This is a genomic window from Pacificibacter marinus (genome assembly GCF_900109555.1).
Classification (GTDB): domain Bacteria; phylum Pseudomonadota; class Alphaproteobacteria; order Rhodobacterales; family Rhodobacteraceae; genus Celeribacter; species Celeribacter marinus_C.
Genome location: NZ_FNZV01000011.1, coordinates 43,696 through 66,244, shown reverse-complemented (window position 1 = coordinate 66,244; position 22,549 = coordinate 43,696). Strand labels below are relative to the sequence as shown.

General features: G+C 52.5%; 23 protein-coding genes and 2 pseudogenes. 7 read left to right on the top strand and 18 right to left on the bottom strand.

Going from position 1 to position 22,549, the window contains the following annotated elements:
• Positions 1-6: 6 nt before the first annotated feature.
• From BM025_RS13830 to BM025_RS13765, 14 genes are all read right to left on the bottom strand, one after another.
• Positions 7-813: a sugar phosphate isomerase/epimerase family protein gene (locus tag BM025_RS13830; protein ID WP_085850125.1), complete on the bottom strand. Its 807-nt coding sequence runs from the start codon at positions 811-813 to the stop codon at positions 7-9.
• Between the two features lie 68 nt (positions 814-881).
• A complete protein-coding gene (locus BM025_RS13825; RefSeq protein WP_085850124.1) occupies positions 882-1,859 on the bottom strand; it encodes an ABC transporter ATP-binding protein in 978 nt (325 codons plus the stop codon).
• Positions 1,856-2,848 (bottom strand): ABC transporter ATP-binding protein, encoded by a 993-nt coding sequence (locus tag BM025_RS13820; RefSeq protein WP_085850123.1) that lies wholly within the window; start codon positions 2,846-2,848, stop codon positions 1,856-1,858. Before BM025_RS13820 ends, BM025_RS13825 begins: the two co-directional genes overlap by 4 nt.
• A 1-nt stretch (position 2,849) precedes the next feature.
• Positions 2,850-3,725 carry an ABC transporter permease gene (locus BM025_RS13815; RefSeq protein ID WP_244515748.1) on the bottom strand — a complete coding sequence of 292 codons (876 nt, stop codon included), beginning with the start codon at positions 3,723-3,725 and terminating at the stop codon, positions 2,850-2,852.
• Complete coding sequence (locus tag BM025_RS13810; RefSeq protein ID WP_085850202.1) at positions 3,718-4,638, bottom strand: ABC transporter permease; 921 nt, start codon at positions 4,636-4,638, stop codon at positions 3,718-3,720. Before BM025_RS13810 ends, BM025_RS13815 begins: the two co-directional genes overlap by 8 nt.
• Before the next feature lie 98 nt (positions 4,639-4,736).
• Positions 4,737-6,365 (bottom strand): ABC transporter substrate-binding protein, encoded by a 1,629-nt coding sequence (locus tag BM025_RS13805; RefSeq protein WP_090875384.1) that lies wholly within the window; start codon positions 6,363-6,365, stop codon positions 4,737-4,739.
• A 299-nt stretch (positions 6,366-6,664) separates the two neighbouring features.
• Entirely contained in the window at positions 6,665-7,873 is a 1,209-nt protein-coding gene (locus BM025_RS13800) for an aspartate transaminase (protein WP_085850121.1), read from the bottom strand.
• A gap of 92 nt (positions 7,874-7,965) precedes the next feature.
• Positions 7,966-8,739 carry an SDR family oxidoreductase gene (locus BM025_RS13795; protein WP_085850120.1) on the bottom strand — a complete coding sequence of 258 codons (774 nt, stop codon included), beginning with the start codon at positions 8,737-8,739 and terminating at the stop codon, positions 7,966-7,968.
• 27 nt (positions 8,740-8,766) lie between these two features.
• Positions 8,767-9,543: a LamB/YcsF family protein gene (locus tag BM025_RS13790; RefSeq protein ID WP_085850119.1), complete on the bottom strand. Its 777-nt coding sequence runs from the start codon at positions 9,541-9,543 to the stop codon at positions 8,767-8,769.
• Positions 9,540-9,944: a hypothetical protein gene (locus BM025_RS13785; RefSeq protein ID WP_085850118.1), complete on the bottom strand. Its 405-nt coding sequence runs from the start codon at positions 9,942-9,944 to the stop codon at positions 9,540-9,542. The genes BM025_RS13790 and BM025_RS13785 overlap by 4 nt, the downstream gene beginning before the upstream one ends.
• Position 9,945: 1 nt before the next feature.
• On the bottom strand, positions 9,946-10,923 hold the full coding sequence (locus tag BM025_RS13780; protein WP_085850117.1) for a 5-oxoprolinase subunit C family protein: 978 nt from the start codon (positions 10,921-10,923) through the stop codon (positions 9,946-9,948).
• On the bottom strand, positions 10,920-11,573 hold the full coding sequence (gene pxpB, locus BM025_RS13775; RefSeq protein ID WP_085850116.1) for a 5-oxoprolinase subunit PxpB: 654 nt from the start codon (positions 11,571-11,573) through the stop codon (positions 10,920-10,922). Before pxpB ends, BM025_RS13780 begins: the two co-directional genes overlap by 4 nt.
• Complete coding sequence (gene accC, locus BM025_RS13770) at positions 11,566-12,933, bottom strand: acetyl-CoA carboxylase biotin carboxylase subunit (protein WP_085850115.1); 1,368 nt, start codon at positions 12,931-12,933, stop codon at positions 11,566-11,568. Before accC ends, pxpB begins: the two co-directional genes overlap by 8 nt.
• A complete protein-coding gene (locus BM025_RS13765; protein ID WP_085850114.1) occupies positions 12,930-13,364 on the bottom strand; it encodes an acetyl-CoA carboxylase biotin carboxyl carrier protein in 435 nt (144 codons plus the stop codon). The genes accC and BM025_RS13765 overlap by 4 nt, the downstream gene beginning before the upstream one ends.
• A 255-nt stretch (positions 13,365-13,619) precedes the next feature.
• Here BM025_RS13765 and BM025_RS13760 point away from each other — a divergent pair, with 255 nt between their 5' ends.
• A complete protein-coding gene (locus BM025_RS13760; protein ID WP_085850113.1) occupies positions 13,620-14,294 on the top strand; it encodes a 4-carboxy-4-hydroxy-2-oxoadipate aldolase/oxaloacetate decarboxylase in 675 nt (224 codons plus the stop codon).
• Between the two features lie 130 nt (positions 14,295-14,424).
• Here BM025_RS13760 and BM025_RS13755 read toward each other — a convergent pair whose 3' ends face one another.
• On the bottom strand, positions 14,425-15,330 hold the full coding sequence (locus tag BM025_RS13755) for a LysR substrate-binding domain-containing protein (RefSeq protein WP_085850112.1): 906 nt from the start codon (positions 15,328-15,330) through the stop codon (positions 14,425-14,427).
• 237 nt (positions 15,331-15,567) lie between these two features.
• On the opposite strand from BM025_RS13755, the gene BM025_RS13750 reads away from it, so the two are divergent.
• From BM025_RS13750 to BM025_RS13740, 3 genes are read left to right on the top strand one after another with little or no spacing between them, the layout of a single operon-like run.
• Positions 15,568-16,548 carry a TRAP transporter substrate-binding protein gene (locus BM025_RS13750; RefSeq protein ID WP_085850201.1) on the top strand — a complete coding sequence of 327 codons (981 nt, stop codon included), beginning with the start codon at positions 15,568-15,570 and terminating at the stop codon, positions 16,546-16,548.
• A 12-nt stretch (positions 16,549-16,560) separates the two neighbouring features.
• Positions 16,561-17,148, top strand: a complete 588-nt coding sequence (locus tag BM025_RS13745) for a TRAP transporter small permease subunit (protein WP_085850111.1) — start codon at positions 16,561-16,563, stop codon at positions 17,146-17,148.
• Between the two features lie 53 nt (positions 17,149-17,201).
• Positions 17,202-18,506, top strand: a complete 1,305-nt coding sequence (locus tag BM025_RS13740) for a TRAP transporter large permease (protein WP_085850110.1) — start codon at positions 17,202-17,204, stop codon at positions 18,504-18,506.
• A 172-nt stretch (positions 18,507-18,678) separates the two neighbouring features.
• Here the strand turns inward: BM025_RS13740 and BM025_RS18970 are convergent.
• A pseudogene (locus BM025_RS18970) lies at positions 18,679-18,810 on the bottom strand (IS6 family transposase); the annotation flags it as partial.
• Between the two features lie 2 nt (positions 18,811-18,812).
• Positions 18,813-18,902 (bottom strand): annotated as a pseudogene (locus tag BM025_RS18965) (IS6 family transposase); the annotation flags it as partial.
• A 164-nt stretch (positions 18,903-19,066) separates the two neighbouring features.
• Between BM025_RS18965 and BM025_RS13730 the strand changes: the two are divergent.
• From BM025_RS13730 to derI, 3 genes are read left to right on the top strand one after another with little or no spacing between them, the layout of a single operon-like run.
• Positions 19,067-19,849: a DeoR/GlpR family DNA-binding transcription regulator gene (locus BM025_RS13730; RefSeq protein ID WP_085850109.1), complete on the top strand. Its 783-nt coding sequence runs from the start codon at positions 19,067-19,069 to the stop codon at positions 19,847-19,849.
• A complete protein-coding gene (locus BM025_RS13725; protein WP_085850108.1) occupies positions 19,846-20,613 on the top strand; it encodes a triose-phosphate isomerase in 768 nt (255 codons plus the stop codon). Before BM025_RS13730 ends, BM025_RS13725 begins: the two co-directional genes overlap by 4 nt.
• Before the next feature lie 27 nt (positions 20,614-20,640).
• Positions 20,641-21,090: a D-erythrulose-4-phosphate isomerase gene (gene derI / locus BM025_RS13720; RefSeq protein ID WP_085850107.1), complete on the top strand. Its 450-nt coding sequence runs from the start codon at positions 20,641-20,643 to the stop codon at positions 21,088-21,090.
• Positions 21,091-21,158: 68 nt separating this feature from the next.
• Here the strand turns inward: derI and oiaX are convergent, their stop codons facing one another.
• The gene (gene oiaX / locus BM025_RS13715) at positions 21,159-22,409 is read right to left on the bottom strand and encodes a 3-oxo-isoapionate-4-phosphate decarboxylase OiaX (RefSeq protein WP_085850106.1); all 1,251 of its coding nucleotides are present in this window, start codon (positions 22,407-22,409) and stop codon (positions 21,159-21,161) included.
• Between the last annotated feature and the right edge of the window lie 140 nt (positions 22,410-22,549).

The window sequence follows — 22,549 nt, the reverse complement described above, 5'->3', positions numbered from 1 at the left end:
CGCCTTTTACGCCAAAATTGACTTGAGATACGCAATAGATGTTGGGAAGTCGGCCATTTCATGCGGCTGGCAAGCGGCTTCCAAAACTAAGGTGCCTTTGTAATCATCAGCGATCAGGGCTTCGACTTGACCTTTTACGTCTGTGACGCCCTCACCGTAGCGCATCCAAACCATTTTTCCGTCAACAACAGCACCGTCTTTAAGGTGTACGTTGCGGATGTAAGGTTTAAGTTTTTCGTAGCCAGCGCGGAAATGTGTTTCCTCGGCTTCATACAAATTGCCTGTGTCCCAGACATATCCGAAGTCAGGATGATTTACGGCTTCCAACAGGTTGAAGCAGGCATCTGATGTGTCCGCCCAGCTGCCCGGCAGGTTTTCAAGCTGCACAGTAAAGCCGCGTGCAACCGCGATTTCAACTGCGTTTTTGATTAAGGCAACAACCTCGTCAAACTCGTTGGCCGCAGGGTTTTCAGCACGCGTTGGGCCAAACAAAATCAACGTTTTGATGCCCATTTCATCCGCCAAGTCCAAGCTCATTGGCAACAAGTAATTGGTGTGCAGCGCTGTCAGTTCACTTTTCAAAGGCACTTTGAACAAGCCGGGAGACACGGCCGTATAGTTGATGCCAAATTCTTTAGACTGTTCTTTTAAACGCGCGAATGCATCGGCTTCAAACATTGGGAAACGTTTGCCTTCAACGAGTCTCAACTCAAATGAACCGATGCCTTGCTCTTGGGCGCGCCCAAAAATTTTGGGCAAACTTTCAGAGGATGCATCGGGGTAAACTTCGTTGGTAACGCAAGTGATAATCATCAGTGATCTTTCTGGGTTAGGTTTTGATTGAAGTTCTATGCGGGCCACGCACAAAGCGCGGCACGCCTTTATTGGTCGTATAAGTGACAGCTGACCGTGCGGTTCGGGTCCTGCAAAAACGGTACAGGCGATTGCGTCTTACAAATGTCGCCAATGCACTTGTGACACCGAGGATGAAACGCACAGCCGCTTGGTGGATTGAGCGGCGAAGGCACCTCGCCCGTCATCGGGATTTCGGTGCGCTTTTCTGTGGGATCTGCGGATAAGGCCGCTGAGAGCAAAGCCTCAGTGTAAGGATGCGCAGGCGCGTCAAACACGTCGTCCGTGTTGCCCTGCTCAACCATCTGACCAAGATACATCACCGCCACACGATCTGCGAGATAGCGTGTGGTGGCCAAATCATGCGCCACCAATATATAGCTCAGCGCGTATTCGGCTTGCAGGTCTTTAAACAGATTGATGATCTGCGAGCGAATGGACACGTCCAATCCCGACACAGGTTCATCCAAAATCACCAAACGCGGCCGCGTGATAATTGCACTGGCGATGGCGATCCGTTGCCTTTGACCGCCTGAAAACTCATGCGGGAATTTGCGGGCATCTTGGCGACGCAACCCTACGGCGTCCAAAGCCGCATTCACGCGGCGATCGACCTCGTTTGAGTCAACTTTTTCGTTCACGATCAAAGGTTCAGCGATGAAATCACCAATACGCACACGCGGGTTGATCGACGACCATGGGTCTTGGAACACCGCTTGCACTTTAGAGCGATAGGTTTTGAGCCCCTGCCCGTTCAGCGTGTTGATGTCTTGGCCGTCGTATAAAACGCGCCCCGCTGTGGGCGTCTGTAATTTCAACAAAAGCCGTGTCGTGGTGGTCTTGCCGCAACCGGATTCACCAACCAAGGCCAGCGTTTCACCCTCAGAGATGTGAAAGTTCAAATCCGTAGCGGCTTTGACGATTTTGGTTTCGCGTTTGAAAATACCTGTTTGCACTTCGAAATGCTTGGACAGGTTTTCGACTTCAAGAATAGGTGTCTTGATCATTGGTCTAAGACCCTCCAGCAGCTTGCTAAATGTTCGCCGTCGCCATCCGCGTCAAGCGTGGGGGGCAACTCTGCGAAACAGCGACTGTCCGCCTTTTCGCAACGCGGCGCAAAAGGACAGCCTTGCAACGGTTCCATCGGCGCAGGAGGCTGGCCTTTGATGGTCGTCAAACGCCCTTTGTGTCCGCGCAACTTGGGCACGGCACCGATCAACGCTTCGGTGTACGGATGCGCAGGATTGGCAAAAATGCGCTCCACCGATCCGGACTCCACGATGCGACCAAAATACATGACCACGATTTTGTGGCACAAATTGGCTACGATCCCAAAGTCGTGGGTGATGAATATGATGCCCATCCCCGTGTCGTCTTGCAGCTCTTTGAGCAGGCGCAAATACTGCGCTTGCACGGTCACATCCAGCGACGTCGTCGGTTCATCGGCGATGATGATTTTCGGCTCGCACGAAATCGCAATCGCCCCCACAACCCGTTGCCGCATGCCCCCACTCAACTCGTTTGGATAGCAATCCACACGATGTTCAGGGGCGGCCACTTTCACTTTACGCAGCGCGTCAATCGCGCGGGCGCGCATCGTTTTCTTGGGGCCTGGCGCATGCAACCGAAAGGCTTCAGATATCTGTTCGCCCACGGTGAACGACGGGTTCAGCGAGGTTTGCGGGTCTTGCAAAATCATCGCGATTTCACTGCCCCGCACCTTGCGCATTTCAGCTTCGGACAGGTCCAAAAGCTCGCGCCCTTCCAGCTTGATACTGCCGGATTTCACCTTGGCTGCATGTTTCGGCAAAAGCCGCACAAGCGAGGTGGCTGTCATAGATTTACCCGAACCGGATTCGCCCACGATGCCCAAAGTTTCGCCTTTGTTCAGCGTGAAATTGTGGCCGTTGACGGGATAAAACGAACCCGCTTTGGTTGAAATTTCAACGCGGAGATCTTTGACCTCAAGAAGTGGTGTATCTTGTGTTTGTGTCATATCAAATCTGCCTTTGTCTTGGGTCGAGTTGTTCACGCAACCAATCCCCAAGCATATTTGCCGACATCACAGTCAGAAGAATTGCGAGACCAGGAAAGAACGAAATCCACCAATCTGTGGCAATGAAATCGCGGCCATCTGAAACCAGTAGACCCCATGTTGGCGTGGGGCGCGGAATGCCTATGCCGAGAAAGCTTAAAGACGCGTCGAGCATGATCGCGATGCCAACCTGCAAGGTCGCCAAAACCACGATGGTGTTCATAACGTTCGGCAAAATGTGGCGAAACAAGATGCGTGTATGAGACGACCCTGCCACTTGAGACCGCGCCACGAAATCACTGTTGCGCAACAACAAAACCTCGGCTCGCACTTGCCGCGCGAAATAGGCCCAAAGGGCAAATCCCACAACGATGACGACGGACAGAAAGCTTGCGCCGATGGCAGCAGCCAATGCCAGGGCCAAAAGCATCGCAGGCAGAGCCAGGGAAATATCGACGAGACGCATCACCAAGCCATCGAACCAGCCACGAGCATAGCCCGCGATCAGTCCCAAAGTGGTGCCAACGACGACGCCAACAGCAATGCCGATCATTGAAACGGCCAAAACATACCAAGCGCCGTGCAAAATGCGGCTGAGGATATCACGCCCCAATCGGTCGGTGCCCAAGATGTATTCCCACGTGCCACCAAAGCCGACAGGCGGTTGCAGCCGCGCGCGCAGATTTGGCACATACGGATCATGGGGCGCGATGAAATCGGCGAAAAATGCTGGGATGATAAAGACGACGAGCAAGATCGTAATGGGGACAAGAGGCAAAGACCACAACCGCACCCAAAAACGCATTGCGGATACTCTATTGACGGAAAAATCAATCATTTCGGATCCTCGGATCAATAGCGACGTAGAGCAGATCTACGACAAGGTTTGAGATCATATAAATGACGGCGTAGGCGATGATCACGGCTTGCACGACTGGGAAGTCGCGACCACGGATCGCTTCAATCGCAACCCATCCCATGCCGGGCCATGAGAACACGGTTTCAATCACAACCGAGCCCGTGAGGATCGACGCGGCCAAGATGCCAAAATAGGTCAGCGGCACAACGGCTGCGTTACGCAGTGCATGTTTCCAAATGACCACGCTTTCCGAGACGCCTTTGACGCGGGCCAGTTTAATATATTCGGCGTCCAGCACTTCGAGCATGGCCGACCGTGTGAGTCGCGCAAGCGCAGACACTTGGAACCATGCGATGGCGATGGCAGGCAAAATGGCGTGGTAAATCGTGCCCATGCCCGAGGTTGGCAACCAGCCAAGCCAAACAGAAAACACCCAAATCAACACGATGCCCAGCCAAAAGTTCGGCATGGATTGCCCCAAAAGCGCAAACATCTGCGCGCTGTTGTCAATCGGCGTTCCCTTATAAACAGCCGCCGCTACGCCCAAAGGCAAAGCAATCACAACACTCATGAGAATGGCCAAACCACCCAATTGCAGTGTCGCTGGCATACGGTCCAAAACAAACCCCATGGCGTCTTCGCCTTGCCATTTCAGTGAGGTGCCAAAGTCGCCATGCACAGCGTTGCCCAAAAAGGTCGCATATTGCTGCCACAAAGGTTTGTCCAAACCCCAGTCCCGAATAAAGGCATCGATTTGCTCTTGGCTGGCGTCATCGGGCAAGAGCGCGTCCACGGGATTTCCCGACAGATGCGATAGCAAAAACACGATGACGGTGATGACCAAAAGCGCAAACAGGCTCGAAGCGACCCGTCTTGCGAGATATTTTAACACTGCGTATTCCTTGAATTTTTTGCACATCAGCGCTGTGCGGAGCCCCATTCAGAGGCTCCGCAGGCTGTGCGGCTTTAACTTCGATTTCGACTTTGACTTTATTTCAAGTCGATCAGCTCATAGTGGCTCAGACCTGAAGACGTGGATCCAGGGAAAGACCATCCTTCGACCAGATCACTGTTCACGACAACAGAGGCAGGCACGGCCGCCATTGGAATGTGCGCGTAACCGTCAAAGATACGGGTGAACATGCCTTGCAGCAATTCATCACGCAGAGCTGGATTTGTTTCTGACACCAATTTGGCACCCAAATCATTAATCTCTGGATCACCCACGTTGAGGTGCGGGCTGGCTTGATCTGTAAAGAAGATTTGCACACCAAGAGCGGCAGGACGCACAGGCGCGTTACGCATTGGTGTCACAAAATCAGCTGTAAAGCCACGAATCGCGGTGTTGCCAGTGGCCCAGTCTTGTTCACGCATTTCGGTTTGGATACCGACAACGTCCAAGTAAGCCTGCACAAGTTCCGCCATTTGAGCGAACTCAGGGTTGCCGGCCAAACTTGTCACGACCAACGGAATAGCCGCGTTGTCAAAGGCGTCTGGGTAACCAGCTTCTTTGAGCAAAGCCATCGCCTTTTCAGGGTCATAGCCGTAGTCCGCATCGAAACGATCTGCCAAATCTTGCGAATACCCAGGGAAACGTGGATCCATCGTGTAAACAGGCAAGGCCTCAACACCTTCGCCGTAGAGAACTTCCAAGATACCATCACGATCCAGCGCACGGTTCACAGCTTCGCGGACGCGAACATCAGCCCAAGCATAGGTGCGCGCGTCACGTGTTTCTTCGGCTTCGGGGTTCATGAACTGACCCGTGAACAACATGGTCGACTGCATCGCGCCAGCACTTGAAGACAAAACAGATTGGCCAGCCTCAGCGGCATCTTCACGCAAATCACGTGGCAATGTCACGGCATGCGCTTCGCCAGCTGACAACATCGCGAAACGTGTAGAAGGCTCGGACACCCAGCGGAATTCGATTTCGTCAAACTCAGGAGATACGCCAGTCCAGTGATCTTTGATCGTGGTAAAGGTCAGTGACTGACCCACTTCGCGGCCTTCATATTGGAACGGACCAGAGCCAGCTGGCGCAGTTTCATAACCCTCAATGCCTTCTGCTTCGAACTGCGCTTTGCTGTAAATCACAAGTGAACCGCGACCTGCGTGCGAGAACAAGAAGTTCGGCACGGGGCTTGGCAGATCAAAGCGCACAGTGTGATCGTCAACGGCAGTGATCGTCGCCGTTTTAAGCTGCTTAATACCACTGAGTTTTGCGTCATCACCGGTGTGAATGTTGAAGCTGTGCACAACGTCTGCAGCCGTCACAGGACCCCACTCACCGTTGAATTCGGCATTTGGGTGCAGCTTGAACGTCCAAGACGTAAAGTCTTCGTTGTGTTCCCAGCTTTCGGCAAGCTGGCTGTTGTCGTATTTACCAGTCGCCGCATCATTGCCCACGAGGGTCTGCATCGACGGAAAGATAAATGCGCCAGTGGTGGTCCAATACAGGTTGGAATCTGCACCAAGTGGGCTGACTGCGATCACGACTTTCTCACTGGCCATAGCAGCGTGTGTCACGCCGGCCGCCGTCAGTATCGTGCCAGCTAGCAACATTGATGTCAGAACGCGCTTTGGCGCACCGCTGAATTTTGATTTTTTATGTAACATGTCTTTTTCCCTGTCTTAAAAGTGACGATTTCGGCTTGATTGGCTCAAAGCTCGCTATGTGTTTACAGATTCAGTATGGGGGGAGGATTTGAGAGGGGATAATACGCATCTCAGGTGATGGCATCGCGTTTGACGATGACCTTGCCGCGTCCTTGGTATGGAAACCCCGTTGCAGTGGCACCGATGATGCATCAAAAAATCCGACGTGCTATATGCACGCAAGAGACACCGCAGTTGCAGCAGAAAATGGCGAAAAATTAGAGGCAACCCCAAGGCCAAATGACCTTGGGGTCATTTTTTTAGGTCAAAGCCGCACAGGCTTCTGCAATTTTGGCACAAGCCGCTTCGATTTCTTCCATCGATGTGGCTGTCGAAATCCGGAAATATGGCTCAAGCCCGTAAGCGCCGCCATGAACCGACGCAACGCCCGCAGTGTCCAAAAGGTAGAGGCCAAAATCAAGATCACTCTCGATTTTTGTGCCCGACGGAGTCGTTTTGCCAATCGCGCCCGCACAACAAGGGTACAGATAAAATGCACCGTCTGGCAGTGTACAGCTCAGTTCCGGAATGGCGTTGATCAATTCATGCGCACGATCGCGACGCGCGCGGTACACTTCAACAGCTTCTGTGACGCCCGACTGATCGGCGGTCAAAGCAAACGCGGCTGCGGCTTGACTTACAGAGGACGGACACGAAGACATCTGAGACTGCAACTTGTTGATCGCGTTGATCAATTGCAACGGCCCAACCGCATAACCAATCCGCCACCCTGTCATGGCGTAAGATTTGGACACGCCATTAGACACCAAAGCTTGGTTTTTCAGCTCTGGGCAGACACCCAAGATGCTGCACGCGTCAAAATCAGCGTACCAAATGCGGTCATAAATTTCATCACACATCACCAAGACATGCGGGTGTTTCACCAAAACATCGCCAAGCGCGCGCAGTTCTTCAGCGTTGTAGGCCGCGCCTGTTGGGTTGGATGGGGAATTCAAAATAACCCATTTGGTTGCTGGCGTGATCGCCGCTTCCAAAATCTCAGGTGTCAGTTTGAATCCAACGTCTTCACCACATTTCACGATCACTGGCGTGCCGCCATTGGCAATGACCATATCAGGGTAAGATACCCAGTAAGGCGCTGGGATGATGACTTCGTCACCCTCTTCCACAGTGGCCATCAAAGCCACAAACAACACTTGTTTCGCACCACCGCCAACACAGATTTCATCTAGGCTGCAATCAATGTTCAACCGTGTTTTATAGTCGTGTTGAATGGCTTTGCGCAGCGCGACAGTACCGTTGACGGATGTATATTTTGTATCGCCAGCATTGATTGCGGCGATCGCTGCGTCTTTGACGCTTTGCGGTGTATCAAAATCGGGTTCGCCCACCGTAAGGTTCAGAATTTCGCGGCCCTCAGCCTTGAGGTCGCGCACCTTTTGAGCGGCGGCGGTCGAAGGGGACAATCGGATATTGGTGACACGGGCGGCGAGTTTAATAGAGGTCAAGATCTTCTTCCTGCAAATGTTGGGCATAAGATGCCCTGCTTCTCGTGTAGATGGGGCCCCCGCAAAAATGCGCGGGAGCCAAAGAATATCGTTTACTTTTTGCCTGTCAGGATGACTTCGTCGCCAACCCGTTTACCAGTGCGCAAACCACCAGGAACTTGCAGTGTTGGCAGCAGTTCGATCATACCAATGTTGACGTAATTGGGTGTATCAACGGCGTATTCAACTGCATCCGCGATATCAGACACCTGCGGCATTTCCATACCTTCAAAATATTTGGCTTTTGCTTCTTCAGAAGAGATATTTTCAACACGCGCAAAGATATCAGTTTCCACACGACCGGGGCTGATTTCAGTCACACGCACACGACGCCCAAAGGCATCAACGCGAAGCTGACGTGAAACAGTGTGCATCGCCGCTTTGGTGGCGTGATAGGCAATGTGCCCGCCAAATTCATACAAGCCCGCCATCGAAGTGATGTTAACGATATGACCTGAATCCCGCTCCATCATACCCGGAAGGATCAAACGGCACAGATGCAGACCAGCGCGCAGGTTTACGTCGATTTGCTCGTCGATGTCGAACGCATCCGACTGTAAAATGCTACCCGGACGTGACACGCCAGCACAGTTTACCAGAACGTCGATATCCAAACCGTCGACCAATTCAGTAATCGCGGCTGTGTCGGAAATATCAACCGCGTGCGGGATAACCCCACAAAGGTCTTTGAGTTCTTCCAATTTCTCGGCGTTGCGACCCACAGCGTGAACTGTCAGACCCTTGGCACGCAAACGTTCTGCGATGCCCCAGCCCATACCGGAGGAAGCTCCGGTGACGAGGGCTGTTTTGTACTCTGAAAATGCCATCTAAAATGTCCTTCTTTTTGCTCGATCTTAAGTGTGAGGTTGTTTTTGTTGCGACAGTGGCGTGATCGCCCCGCCTGCAGTGGTGATGTCGTGTCGCAAACGCGTCGCAAGACCGACGGCGCCAGCGGTATCGGAGTGGATGAGAATAGACTGCACCGGCATCGGGATAACCTCGCCTGTAACAGTGGTAACTTGGGCGGTTTTCAAAACACTCAAGACGCGTTCCGCAACAAGCGCGGGATCATGAATGACAGCGCCAGCCTGCGAACGTGGAGCCAGTTGACCGTTGGGCAGATAGCCGCGATCTGCCAAAAACAACCGCACAACTTGTCCGCCCAAATCCAAAGCCGCTTTTTCCAACGCACTGCCAGGCAGCACAAGAAAAGCGATATCAGGATCAAATGCCATGGTGGCAGAAGCCACGGACAAAGCGACATCAGGGTCAGAGCTGGCAAGGTTTCCCAAAGCCCCATGCGGGTTCATATGGGTGATTTTATGATCTGCTCTGCGCGCCAAGCCATGCAGCGCCCCGAGTTGATACAGAATATGTGCTTCCAATTCAGGCAACGCCATATCGATCTTGCGGCGGCCAAAGCCCATCAAATCAGGAAAGCTTACATGCGCCCCCAAATCGACACCGTGCTCTTTGGCCAGACGAATGGTGCGGTCCATGATGACAGGATCGCCAGCGTGATAGCCGCAGGCCACATTTGCCGAACTGATATGTCGCATAAGCTCGGCGTCGTTGGCGATGGTGTAGGGGCCGAACCCTTCGCCCAAATCAGAATTTATGTCGATGTTCATGATGTCACCTCAAGGCGAATAATCGTGTCGCCATATCCAAAAATTGTGCCGGATTGTGGCGCATCCCCGATCAGTGTTCCGGCCGCTGGGGCAGCGACCACCGCACGGGCGTGTTGTTGGACAACGTAGCCAAGCGTTTCTCCGGCCTCGACCTTTTGTGCGCTCTCAAGATGCATCAGGCCGTCATCGATACCCCGTGGCACAAACCGACCAATACAAGGGCTTTTGGCGGGAACAACCCGCGTAGAAACGGGAGCAACCGCGGGCAACGGCACCTCGGGAAACGGCGCGGGTGCAAGGTCAAGATGCAGCTGTTGGTCTTGCGCCTCAACTTCAAGAGATGAGACCCCATTCGCCCGCATAGCATCGATCAAACGATCAAGTTCAGTCTGTGTAAACATATCAGGTCCAACCCGTTATCTGAGTGCGCATCACGTCCAGATCATCGCAGTACTGCACGCGCAAACTGGCCTCATCGGCCACTGCTTGGGCCGCAGCCTCAAGCGTGATCTTTTCAAATCTCACTGCATCACCGGGGCGTGCTTGGCCGATCCGCCACAAGTCTTGTTCAATCACCGCCGCAATTTTGGGGTAGCCCCCCATGGTCGCGGAATCTGCAAGCTGAATAATCGGTTGCCCGCCGCCAGGAACCTGCACGATACCCGGCACAATCCCATGAGACCGCAACTCGCCTTGTGACGCGCGATCAAGCTCGGGACCTTCAAAACGATAGCCTTGGCGATTGCTTTGCGGCGTAATGACATAGGGGGCAGACCAAAATGCGGAAAGGGCCTCGGAACTAAAACTGTCATGCTCGGTGGATGGCAAGGCCCGTAAAACGATATCCGAGGATTGCTCAGAGCGCAGAGGCGGCAAGCTTAGGCTTAGCCCGTTTTTAGGCAATTTAGGGAGACTGTTAGTCGCGGGCACAAGTCGATCGCCCTGTGCCAAAACACGGCCTTCAAAACCGCCAAAACCTTCGCGCAACTGTGTGCTACGCGATCCAAGTACAACAGCAACATCAATGCCGCCGCTGAGTGCCAAATACACCCGCGCACCCTGTGTCATCACACCTAGTTCAAGCACCTGATTTTTATCCGCGATGCCCGCAAAAACCCGTGGCAAAGCGCGCCCGTCAAGCCGCGCATCACACGCAGCACCCACAAGCGCGAATGCAGTGCGTTCAACAAATTGGAACCGCGCAGGCGACAAAGGGATTTCAAGTGTTGCCGCATTTGCATCATTGCCAAGCATAAGGTTGGCAAGACTGTGGCTCATCGGGTCCATGGCACCAGCGCGCCCCAGACCTTGCTGCCAAAATCCGTCACGCCCAAGATCTTGCACGGTTGCTAAGGGGGGAAGAGAAAGAACTTCGATCATGCGTTCACCTCGACTGGTAAAAAGCGAATGCGATCGCCGGGTTGTAGCAACGCAGGCGTGGCTCTAAACGGATCAAAAAAGGAAATATCTGCACTGCCAATCGTGTTCCAACCGCTTGGACCAGCCGAGGCAGACACGCCGGTTTGCAGACCCGCAACAGACAAAGACCCACCGGGCAAACGCGGCAAAGGCACTTTGCGGCGCGGTGTCTCAAGACGCTTATCAAGCCCGCCAAGATAGCAATATCCAGCATGACTGCCGACGGCATAAACGGTATAATCTGGCGTGCTGTGCATCTTGATCACCGCATCGATAGACATGCCCGTCATCTCGGCCACGTCCGCTAGATGCGGGCCACCTGCCCCACCATAGGTCAGGTCAATCTCAAGCAATTTTCCATCCACTTCGCGGCGCGTACCTTTGGCCCAGAGCGCCGCAAGATCACGTTCAATCCGTGTCAGGTCTTGTGGCACATCGGCCAAAAGCAACGTTAAATTGGTCATACCTGGCACGGCCTCAACAACGCCATCCCATTGAGACGCCGCTGCGGTGAGCGCCCAAATGCGTTCTTGGTGCGCCAAATCGAACGGGCAATCCGCTTCGAATAAGACAGCGCGGCTGCCAATGAGCGATAGTTTTGTATCACTCATGATCAAGCTCCCGTTTTTCCAACCAGTGTTCAAGGTGGTGAATACTCACGCCCCCTTTGGCAAATCCGTCATCGTCCAAAAGCTGGCAGTGCAGCGGAATATTTGTGCTGACACCCTCAATTCGCATTTCGTTCAGCGCACTGCGCGCACGGGCCAAAGCCTCGTCACGGGTGGCACCATGGGTGATGACTTTGGCCACCATCGAATCGTAACTCGCCGAGATGCTTGACCCCGTTGCGATATGCGTATCGACGCGGACACCGGGGCCGCCGGGCACATGCATATAATCGATTGGACCGGGGCTTGGTGCGAATGTAATCGGGTCTTCGGCGTTGATCCGGCATTCAATGGAATGACCAACGGTTTGGACGTCATCTTGAGTGATCGACAACTGCGCACCGCGGGCCACATCGATTTGCAGCGCAACTATATCTAGGCCGGTGACCATTTCAGTGACAGGATGTTCAACCTGAATACGGGTGTTCATTTCGATAAAAAAGAACGCGCCGTTTTCGTACAAAAACTCGAACGTGCCCGCACCAACATAACCGATTTCACGACAAGAGGCTGCACAGCGTTCGCCGATTTTGGCAATCAAGTCGCGATCAATTCCGGGCGCAGGCGCTTCTTCGATCATCTTTTGATGGCGACGTTGCATCGAACAATCACGATCGCCAAGCCACAGGGCATGGCCGTGAGAATCGCAAATCACTTGAATTTCAACATGGCGCGGCTTTTCGAGAAACTTTTCCATATAGATGTCTGGATTGCTGAAAAACCGCTGCGCTTCTTGTTTGGTCAACATAAAGGCATCCGCCAAAGCATCATTAGATTTGACGATACGCATGCCACGACCACCGCCGCCGCCAGCGGCTTTCAGGATGACTGGGTATCCAATGTCTTGCGCGATTCGAGTGATTTCGGCGATGTCATCGGGCAGCACGCTGTCAGGACCAGGCACGCAAGGCACACCACTTTCAATCATGGCAGTTTTGGCTGCAACCTTGTCGCCCATGCGTCGCATCACGTCAGCGCTCGGCCCGATCAAGGTCAGACCCGCCTGCGCAACCGCTTCAGAAAAGTCAGCGTTTTCAGATAGAAAACCGTATCCTGGGTGGATCATATCCGCACCCATAATATCAGCCGCAGCCAAAATGGCCGGAATATTGAGATAGCTTTTGGTGGCCGATGCAGGTCCAATACAGATGGATGCATCCGCCAAATCCAAATATTGTGCACCGCGATCTGCTTCTGAAAAAGCGCAGACAGAGCGCAGGCCCAAACGGCGGCAGGCGCGGATAATACGCAGCGCGATTTCGCCACGGTTGGCGATCAACACTGTATTCTTAGGAGCACTCATGAGCTCACCTCAATCAAGGCCGTGCCTGCATCAACTGAGACACCATCTTCGACAAGAATGGCTTTAACTGTGCCAGCAGTGGTTGCGGTGATAGAGGTCATCACCTTCATGGCCTCAATCAAACAAATCGTTTGACCGACACCAATCGCGTCACCAACAGAGACAAACGGCGCGCTATCACTGTCCCCCGACAGGTGGCAAATACCAGCCATGGGTGCGTCAACGGTCTTTGCGGCATTGGGCGTGGGGGCCTCCGTTTCGGCAGAAGACGGCACATGATTGTGCGTCGTTTGCGATGCGGCAGATGCAGTCAGTGCGCCGCTACGACGTATATGAATGCGCGCGCCAGATGTATTTACAGCAAACTCGGATAGGCCACGCGCGGCGGCCCATTTCATTTGTGCAATTATGGCGTCAATTTCGATCAACATGGACAAGTTGGTCCCTAATTGTTTGTGTTTGTTGTCACAGACTTTAGCACCGTGGCTTCGCAATGATGTCAGACCAGTTTCAGATGACCGCCTTTTTTAATCTTCGTTTTCGCAATGGATCAGCAGTCAAATCAAACATTGCAAAAGCCGATCACGTCAGACGCAGGTGCTCTTATCCTTCGGCTGTCGCGTCTCTTACTCTGCTCGTGAAGGCGATCTCTGAATAGAGACGCAAAATTGAGGGAAAAGATCGACATGCCACATATCATTACGAAAATTGAACGGGCTGCCGCAGAAGACGTGGCTGCGCTTGCTAAATTTGGCAGCGCGACCATTCACGAAGCTCAGGGACGTTTGGGCGCGTTGAATTCAACCATCAAACCCATTCACCGCGACATGCGGGTGTGTGGTCCGGCTTTTACAACCGTTTCAGCGCCGCGTGACAACCTCATGCTGCAACTCGCGATCCATTATGCCAAAGCGGGTGACGTGATTGTTGTCTCTGGTGGCGCCTATGAAGAAGCGGGCAGCTTTGGCGACGTTTTGGGCAACGCCTGTGTGGCAAAAGGCATCGCTGGCGTTGTGACAGACACTGGCGTGCGTGACACTCAAGAGCTGATCGCACTTGGTTTGCCTGTGTTTTCGATGTCCGTGTGCATCAAAGGCACTGTCAAAGAAACACTTGGTCAAGTGAACGGCGATATCATCGTTGGCGGCGAAACCATTCGCCCCGGTGATGTGATCTGCGGTGATGCGGATGGTCTTGTGATGGTGCGCAAAGAAGACGCCGCTGAGGCCGCGAAATTGTCGCAAGCCCGCGAAGACGCCGAAGCAGAATACATCGAGGCCTACAAATCAGGTCGCACCATTATCGACGTGTGCAATCTTGAGGCTGTTTTGAAAGCCAAAGGCCTGACAACAGACCTGTAGCGCCCTTTCAAAAGTGACCCCCGCCCCATGTTTTACAGTTGCATGGGGCACACCTCGCCGCTCGGGTTCACCCTCGGGCGGTTTCCTTATGTAAAATCAAGCAATCAAAGTCGCGCCGCGCAGGAGCGACTTATACGGACAGTTCGGTTGCCAATCGCGTAAGATGGTCTTGAACCACAGCCGCCGCTTCGGACAGGGGCAACTGAGCTGACACGCAGATCGACATATTGACCTTCATGTTCGGCTTATGAATGCGCACGCTGCGCGCTTCTGGGATGCGTCGTTGAACAGCTTTTGCCGCCGATTGCGGCAGAATCGTCGCGCACAGCCCCTCACCAATGGCGTTGGACAGCACAGAAATCGATTCCGTTTCGGCAATCGCACGTTTTGTCAGACCCGCACGCGCCAAAGTCGTGTCGATCACTTGGCGAATGGTGTGAATTTTACTGGGCAAAATAAGCGGTGTTGCAATTGCATCCACCAAGGAGATTTCGGTCAACCCGTCCAGCAAAGCCGTGTCAGCCGTCACAAAGTGTAACTCTTCTGTACAAATGCGCTTAAAAGACAGGCTGGGTAAATTTCCAGGGTCAAACAGCAAAGCGACATCCATTTTGCCAGTCATCACCAATTCGCTCATGGCACCGCCGCCGACGTTCTCATTGATGTAAAGAATAATTCCGGGGAAATCTTCATGGATGGTTTTGATCAATTGAGCCGCCAACAAAGACCCCAAACCCAAAGGTGCAAGCCCCACGCAAACGACACCGGAAATTTCTTCGGATGCGCTTGCTATTTCAAGTTCCGTTTGGTCCATTTGCTTAAGAATAAGCTGGCAGTGGCGATACAAAACCTTGCCTGCTTCCGTGGGCACAACACCGCGTTTGGAGCGCAACAACAAAGGCTTACCAAAATGCGTCTCTAATGCCGCAATCTGTTGGCTCAGCGCGGGTTGAGCAATATGCAAGATTGCTGAGGCACGTGTGATGCTTCCGATGTCGACAATCTTTACAAATGCATTAAGCCGTCTGATATCCATAAGGTTTCCTTTCGCGTCAAAAGTGACTTAGGTGCGCTAGGCCTGTGTGCCTCGCATGTCAACAATATGGCGGTAACATATACAAACGCAATCACGTCAGATCAAAGTGGTCTTATTCAGAGCCCGTCTGAATCGCTACGGTTTGCAGGCACAAATAATCCACAACGGACAGGCTTTGCAGAAGTCGGATACAATAATACCGACAACGCAAGCATCAACAACTTAGGGAGATGTGAAATGACCATCTTGAAATCTATCGCATTGGGCGCAGCAACCGTTATCGCTCTCGCCAACGTCGCCACTGCAGAAACCAAATTACGCCTCTCAGACGTTCTGCCAGAAGGCAACTTCCAAGTCGAAAACGCTAAAGTTTTTGCAGACGCAGTGGCCAAAGCCACAGACGGCGAAGTGACAATCACAGTGAACGCTGCAGGCTCATTGGGCTTTAAAGGTCCCGATCAACTGGGTGCTGTGCGTGACGGTCTTGTCGACATGGCTGACATCAACATCAGCCAACAAGTGGGCCTGAACCCATTGTTCGGCGCAGAAGGCGTGCCATTCCTTGTCAGCTCAATGGATGAGTTGAAAGACTACCACGCGTTCTTGCGTCCTGAGTTCGAAAAGCTCGCGGAACAGTACAACCAAAAAATTCTCTACATGGTGCCGTCCCCTGCGCAGTATGTTTACCTCAAAGTTGAAGTCGAAGATATCGATGGCTTCAAAGGCATCCCAGTTCGTGGCGCTGATAAAAACACAGTCGACATCGTAACAGCTGTCGGCATGGCGGGCGTGGTTATGCCATGGGGCGAATTGCTGCCAGCTTTGGCATCGGGTCGCGTTGACGGTGTTGCGACCTCCGCAACGTCAGGTGTTGACGGCAAGTTCTGGGAATTCCTAGACTACATCTACCCAACCAACCACACATGGGGTTCCAACGCTGTCACCATCAATCTCGATACATGGAATTCAATCTCAGACGAAGACCGTGCCGCCATCGAAGCCGTGGCAGCCGATCTTGAGCCAACATTCTGGGATGTATCTCGTCAGGGCGATTTGGACAGCATCAAAACAATGAGCGAAAACGGTATGACTTTGGTGCCTTTGTCCGATGAACTTTTGGGCGAGATTGCTGAAAAAGCGGCCAGCGTTCAAGAGGCTTTCTTTGAACGTGTCCCCGCTGCACTTCCTATCGTAGATGCTTATAAAGCCTCCAAATAAGATTGACTTAAAATGATTGAAAAATTCAACGGATCTAAAGACTTACATAAATCCGTCGGACTACCTGCGGCCCTGCAAAGGGCCGCAGATGTGGTTTCGCTGATTGGCGCTTGGATCGCTGGGCTTTGCATCGTCGCTTTGACTTTGCTGGTTCTGGTAGACACAGCGTTAGCAAGTCTAAGCCGCATCCTGCCTTTCTTGCCAAATGGCACACATATCGGTTGGGAATACAGCGCGTATTTTATGGGCTCTGCATTTCTTTTGGGATCTGGCATGACCCTGCGTGCCGGTCTGCAATTGCGGGTCGAGCTGACCATGTCCTCAAAACGGCAGTGGTTGACACGGATGTTTGAAACATTTTCGTCGCTTTTGGGCACGGTAATTTCGACATCTTTGACCATTTGGTTGTTCAATTTCACCATGCGCACCTACGGCTATGGTGAAGTCTCCGACAGCTTTACGCCCTTGTGGATTCCCCAAGCCGTTTTGACTTTGGGCGCTGGTGTTTTGGCGTTTCAAATGATCGCGCGTCTTGTGACCAGCCTCACCGGTGGCACCGTAAATAATCTTGATTTAGGCGCTGCCAGCGCCATCGAATAGTTTTGGCGCGCGCACAGCGTTCCACAAAAAACCAAAAACACTAAGGAAATACCATGGGCGCTATCGTCTCCAGCCTTTTCGGGCTTTTGTTTGGCACGCTCGCATCGGGCGCTTGGATCGGCATTTCATTGCTGACAACTGCCATCGGTCTTGCGTTACTTTTCACGGGTATTCCCGTGGACAAATTATTCCCACAGTATGTATTCAACATTCTGACCACACCTGATCTTGTCGCTTTGCCATTGTTCATTTTGATGGGCGAATTTCTGTTCCGCACGCGCCTGTCTGAATCCCTATTCTCGGGTTTGGCACCATGGGCAGGGCTGCTGCCGGGTCGCCTATTGCATGTGAACATTGTGGGTTGCTCTATCTTTGCGGCCATCTCGGGTTCTTCGGCTGCGACCACGCAAGTCGTGGGACGCATGACGCTGAAAGAATTACTCAAACGCGGCTATGATCCCGAATTGGCGATTGGCGGCCTAGCGGGCGCTGGCACGTTGGGATTCTTGATCCCTCCATCGACTGTGATGATCATGTACGGCGTTTTGGCTAATGAATCTGTGCTGCGTTTGTTCACAGCAGGGTTCATTCCAGGTATTTTGCTGTCGCTGACATTCGCGGCCTACATCATGATCCGCACCACGCTTAAACCAAGCCTGATCCCCGAAAGTGAACGCGCCTTGCGTCATATGCCATTGCGCAAACGCTTCGCGGCGCTCAAAGAATTGGCGCCAGCCTTGTTCTTAATCCTGTGCGTTTTGGGATCGATGTACGGCGGTCTTGCCACCCCGTCAGAGGCCGCGGCCTTGGGTGTTCTCGGCGCATTCCTTGTGTCGTGGTCCCAAGGGTCCATTTCGCTCAAAGTTCTGCGCGATGTGGTTTTGGGGGCTGTTCAGACCTGTTCCGTGATGGGCATAATCATTTTGGGCGCGTCTGTTTTAGGCAATATCACGTCGACCTTAGGTATTCCTGCCGCTGTGGCCAATGTCGTCACCGCGATGGACTTGCAACCGATTTTGCTGATCATTGCCTTGATTGCTTTGTACCTCGTGCTTGGTACTGTGCTTGAAGGCTTTTCTATGATTGCGACGACCCTGCCTGTTGTTTTGCCTTTGGTGGAAGCCGCTGGGTTCGACAAAGTTTGGTTTGGCATCTTTATGGTTCTGGTCGTTGAAATGGCGCAAATCACGCCGCCTGTCGCGTTCAACTTTGCTGTGATTCAAAACATCACAGGGCGCAGCACTGCCTATATCGCACGGGTCACGTTCCCGTTCTTGGTGATCATGATCCTCTTTGTCATCTTGCTTGCGATGTTCCCCGGCATTGTGACCTTCTTTCCCGATATGATCTTGGGATAAGAGGTTCGAACAAACACGAAAGGCTGGCGTAGATTGCGCCAGCCTTTAAATTTTAAACGTCTCAGACACGTGGGTTCCAGCGGCCAGACGATAAGAATTGTTGGCGGATCTGTCGCAAATTTTCAGATGAGTTGAGAACAGGCTTACGCTGGACGTAATTATGCTGCGAGCTGGCTAACTGCTGAAAAGCGTTCATACCATTGTCATCGAATTGCCCTTTGCGGATCATGTGCGCAGTCTCGATCCCATCGAACGTAGCGGATGCGGAATGGAAATGTTTAAAGCCCAACATGCGCCTCGTAATACCACCCAACGATTTAGGGTCGCATGGTCAACATCCACGCCACGCTCTTCCATTATTTCATCAAGGTCTCGATAAGACACAGGGTAGCGCAAACCTCAAACCCAAAATCTTTGCGACAGAACCCTGAAACTTTTGAAGTTAACAAAATAACAAATATAATGTTGTTTTTGAGAGTGTATATGTTAGATTTTATCTGAAAATACATTCCATTTTGACCTGCACGAGCAATGCCCACACACCGACGGACAAACCCACCATGAAACGCGAGGACAGAAAACAAGCCATCATGGACCTGCTCGTGTCCAACGGAGCGGTGGATTTGGACGATCTGGCGCAGCGATTCACGGTGTCCAAAATGACCATCCACCGCGATCTCGACGATCTTGAGACCGCAGGTGTTATGCGTAAAATTCGCGGTGGCGGCACCATTGATGCGGGCACGCAGTTTGAAAGCGACTTTCGGTTTCGGGCTCAGCAAGATCGTGATGCCAAAAATGCGATGGCCGAAACCGCGCTAACCCTGATCGAACCGGGTATGACAGTTATGATCAACGACGGCTCGATGGCGGCAACGCTAGGGGCACGTTTGCCAGAAAGACGCCCGCTGACGGTGATCACCAACAATGCAGCTATATTAGAGTCTTTAAAAAATGAAACGGGCATCACATTGATTGCGACAGGTGGCGTGTATTCGGCCAAGTTCAACGGCTACTTTGGCATGATGACCGAAGCGGCGTTGACCGCGTTGCGCGCCGATGTTGCCTTTATTTCTGCGCCAGCTGTCAGCGGTCTTGAAGTGTTTCACATGAATGAAACCGTGGTGCGCGCCAAGCGTGCGATGATCGCAGCTGGGGCAAAAACCTATTTGTTGGTCCATCACAATCGCTTTGGTCGCACGGCGCTTCACAAGCTTGCAGATTTGTCAGAATTCGATGCCGTGATAACGGATGCCAAGCCAGACGCAGACAGTTTAACGGCGATAGATCAGGCGAATTTGAAGCTAACGTTTGCCGTAACCCAAGGGATCAAAAGCACATGACACACCCAAACATTTGGATCGGCACCAGTTGGAAAATGAACAAAACCTTGGTCGAAGCATTGAGCTTTGCCCAAGGTTTGGTCGCTGCTGATGTGATCCGTGATCCCCGCATTCAGCGCTTTGTTATCCCCTCATTTACCACGGTGCGCGAGGTTAAGAATGTGCTCGCAGACACATCCGTCAAGGTAGGCGTGCAAAATATGCACTGGGCTGACGCTGGCGCATGGACGGGCGAAGTGTCGCCTTTGATGGTCAAAGATTGCGGCGCTCAAATCGTCGAGTTGGGCCATTCCGAGCGCCGTGAATTCTTTGGCGAAACGAATGAAACCGTCGGTTTGAAAGTCGAAGCTGCCGTGCGTCATGGCATGACACCGTTGATTTGCATTGGCGAAACTTTGACTGAACGCGAAGCAGGCCGCGCCGCAGACGTCCTTGAGACTCAAGTGCGCGGCGCTTTAGGCAAGTTGTCAGAGGCGCAAAAAGACGCGCAAATCCTGCTGGCCTATGAACCTGTTTGGGCCATTGGCGCGAATGGTATTCCCGCGACATCAGACTACGCGGATGCGCGCCAAGCCGAAATTATTGCTGTGGCTCACTCTGTTTTGGGCCGCACAGTGCCCTGTCTGTACGGCGGTTCAGTCAATCCAAATAATTGCGAAGAGCTCATCCAGTGTCCCCATATTGATGGGCTTTTCATCGGACGCGCGGCTTGGGATGTCGATGGATATCTCAACATTCTCGCCAAATGCGCCGCGACACTTTGAACTTATATTTCGACAAAGGAACATCTTATGAAAATTGCAGTTGCAGGCGATAGCGCTGGTGAAGGCCTTGCTAAAATTCTAGCGCAACACCTGTCCACATCTCATGACGTCTCTGAAATTTCCCGCACGGGCACAGGACCAGATGCGTTTTACGCCAATCTTTCTGACCGTGTTGCCTCAGCCGTGATTGCAGGCGAATATGATCGCGCAATTTTGGTCTGCGGCACGGGCATCGGTGTGTGTTTGGCCGCCAATAAAGTATCGGGCATTCGCGCCGCGCAGTGTCATGACACGTATTCTGCGGGCAAAGCTGCTACATCCAACAACGCGCATATTATCACTATGGGTGCGCGCGTCATTGGGCCTGAATTGGCAAAAGCCATCGCCGATACGTTTTTGAACAGCAATTTTGATCCCAAAGGATCGTCCGCTGGCAACGTTGATGCGATCGCTGCCCTAGATGACAAATACAGCTAAAATTAATATGTCAGCAGGCGCGCGGAAATATAATACCGTGCGCCCGTCCCTATCTTATTGAATAGAAACTACTCTTGCCACTTGGCCAAAGCTGCTGCAAGTTCAGGATGATCCTTGGCCTTTTGCGCAAGGCTCACATCATCACGCGCCGCATCCCATGCTTGACGGATTGCGGCAACACCGCTGGCGGCGCCCATTGGGTGACCGTGAATGCCGCCACCGCCCAGATACATCAGATCCAAACTGCGCCCTGTGCGCTGGTAGGTTTCCACCGCCTGCCCGCCCCATTGACCAGAACAAACTACAGGCAAGGCACGGTCATTTTCGGAAAAAATAGGTGTCATCACATCACCAAAAGAGCGCACAAAACTGTCATCGGGTTCCCAGTATTTGGCGCGAATGCCGTTGATTTGAAACTGATCGACGCCCAAGAGACGCCAGATTTTTTGATAGGCCCGAAATTCCATTCCCAGACCCGGATGACGCGTCAAAATATCCCAACCGTTACGATGCGCATGCAGACACAGGCTTGAGCGTTTGCGCAAAAAGGACATGCCACCATAACCGATGGAATTGATGTTGATCACAGCAGCATTTCCACCGGCTTGCACTACCAAATCATGATTGCGCATCATCACATCGGGATCTGCTGACGAAATTCCAAACGCGTACATCACCTTTTTACCGGTCTTTTGTTCGTGATCCTTAATCACAGGCATGATCACTTTGACCCGCGCTTCAAGCGGTGAATAGGCTGGGCTCATCAGTTTTTCATCGTCTTTGATAAAGTCCACGCCGGCGTCACATAACTGTTTGATCACGGCTGCAGCTTCATCCGGCAATAGCCCCAGTGAGGGTTTTATGATCGAGGCAATAATCGGCCCCTCTATCACACCTGTCAAACGCCGAGATCCCGCAATGCCGAATTGTGGTCCCGGATGACAGGCCCATTCAGGCGGGAAATCGATGTCCATCACACGCACGCCAGATAAGCCGCTGACAGCAAAAACACCGCCGATGGTGATCGTCATCAAAGCAGCTATATCTGTGCCGACAGCTTCCAAAGGATAGGCAATCACGACATCGGCACGTTTATAGGGGCCATGGCCCGTAGCATCGGGAATCGATGGAGTGATTGTTGCGGGCAAATGCGTAATCTGTACAACGGTCGCAGCACAGCGTGCTTGAACTTCGGCGGTTTCTCCCGGCAATTCGGTAAAGGTGCCCGTGGACTGGTCAGATGCAATTTTTGCGGCCAATGCTTGGATATCGCCGGATGTTTCAAGTCGGTATGTGACGTTGATGGATGTACTGGTCATCTCGTGCCCTTTTTTATTTACGGCAACTCTAATACTCATCATACCAGTATGCAATATTTTCCTCTTAGCCCATTAAAGCCATGGAAAATGGGCATTAATCACCAAAATATCATGTGTGGAGCGTAGATGGGCGGCAATCA

Coding starts and splice junctions, on each gene's coding strand:
- BM025_RS13830 (WP_085850125.1), bottom strand. CDS start 813: ATGATTATCACTTGCGTTACCAACGAAGTTTACCCCGATGCATCCTCT.
- BM025_RS13825 (WP_085850124.1), bottom strand. CDS start 1,859: ATGATCAAGACACCTATTCTTGAAGTCGAAAACCTGTCCAAGCATTTC.
- BM025_RS13820 (WP_085850123.1), bottom strand. CDS start 2,848: ATGACACAAACACAAGATACACCACTTCTTGAGGTCAAAGATCTCCGC.
- BM025_RS13815 (WP_244515748.1), bottom strand. CDS start 3,725: ATGATTGATTTTTCCGTCAATAGAGTATCCGCAATGCGTTTTTGGGTG.
- BM025_RS13805 (WP_090875384.1), bottom strand. CDS start 6,365: ATGTTACATAAAAAATCAAAATTCAGCGGTGCGCCAAAGCGCGTTCTG.
- BM025_RS13795 (WP_085850120.1), bottom strand. CDS start 8,739: ATGGCATTTTCAGAGTACAAAACAGCCCTCGTCACCGGAGCTTCCTCC.
- BM025_RS13790 (WP_085850119.1), bottom strand. CDS start 9,543: ATGAACATCGACATAAATTCTGATTTGGGCGAAGGGTTCGGCCCCTAC.
- BM025_RS13785 (WP_085850118.1), bottom strand. CDS start 9,944: ATGTTTACACAGACTGAACTTGATCGTTTGATCGATGCTATGCGGGCG.
- BM025_RS13780 (WP_085850117.1), bottom strand. CDS start 10,923: ATGATCGAAGTTCTTTCTCTTCCCCCCTTAGCAACCGTGCAAGATCTT.
- pxpB (WP_085850116.1), bottom strand. CDS start 11,573: ATGAGTGATACAAAACTATCGCTCATTGGCAGCCGCGCTGTCTTATTC.
- accC (WP_085850115.1), bottom strand. CDS start 12,933: ATGAGTGCTCCTAAGAATACAGTGTTGATCGCCAACCGTGGCGAAATC.
- BM025_RS13765 (WP_085850114.1), bottom strand. CDS start 13,364: ATGTTGATCGAAATTGACGCCATAATTGCACAAATGAAATGGGCCGCC.
- BM025_RS13760 (WP_085850113.1), top strand. CDS start 13,620: ATGCCACATATCATTACGAAAATTGAACGGGCTGCCGCAGAAGACGTG.
- BM025_RS13755 (WP_085850112.1), bottom strand. CDS start 15,330: ATGGATATCAGACGGCTTAATGCATTTGTAAAGATTGTCGACATCGGA.
- BM025_RS13750 (WP_085850201.1), top strand. CDS start 15,568: ATGACCATCTTGAAATCTATCGCATTGGGCGCAGCAACCGTTATCGCT.
- BM025_RS13745 (WP_085850111.1), top strand. CDS start 16,561: ATGATTGAAAAATTCAACGGATCTAAAGACTTACATAAATCCGTCGGA.
- BM025_RS13740 (WP_085850110.1), top strand. CDS start 17,202: ATGGGCGCTATCGTCTCCAGCCTTTTCGGGCTTTTGTTTGGCACGCTC.
- BM025_RS13730 (WP_085850109.1), top strand. CDS start 19,067: ATGAAACGCGAGGACAGAAAACAAGCCATCATGGACCTGCTCGTGTCC.
- BM025_RS13725 (WP_085850108.1), top strand. CDS start 19,846: ATGACACACCCAAACATTTGGATCGGCACCAGTTGGAAAATGAACAAA.
- derI (WP_085850107.1), top strand. CDS start 20,641: ATGAAAATTGCAGTTGCAGGCGATAGCGCTGGTGAAGGCCTTGCTAAA.
- oiaX (WP_085850106.1), bottom strand. CDS start 22,409: ATGACCAGTACATCCATCAACGTCACATACCGACTTGAAACATCCGGC.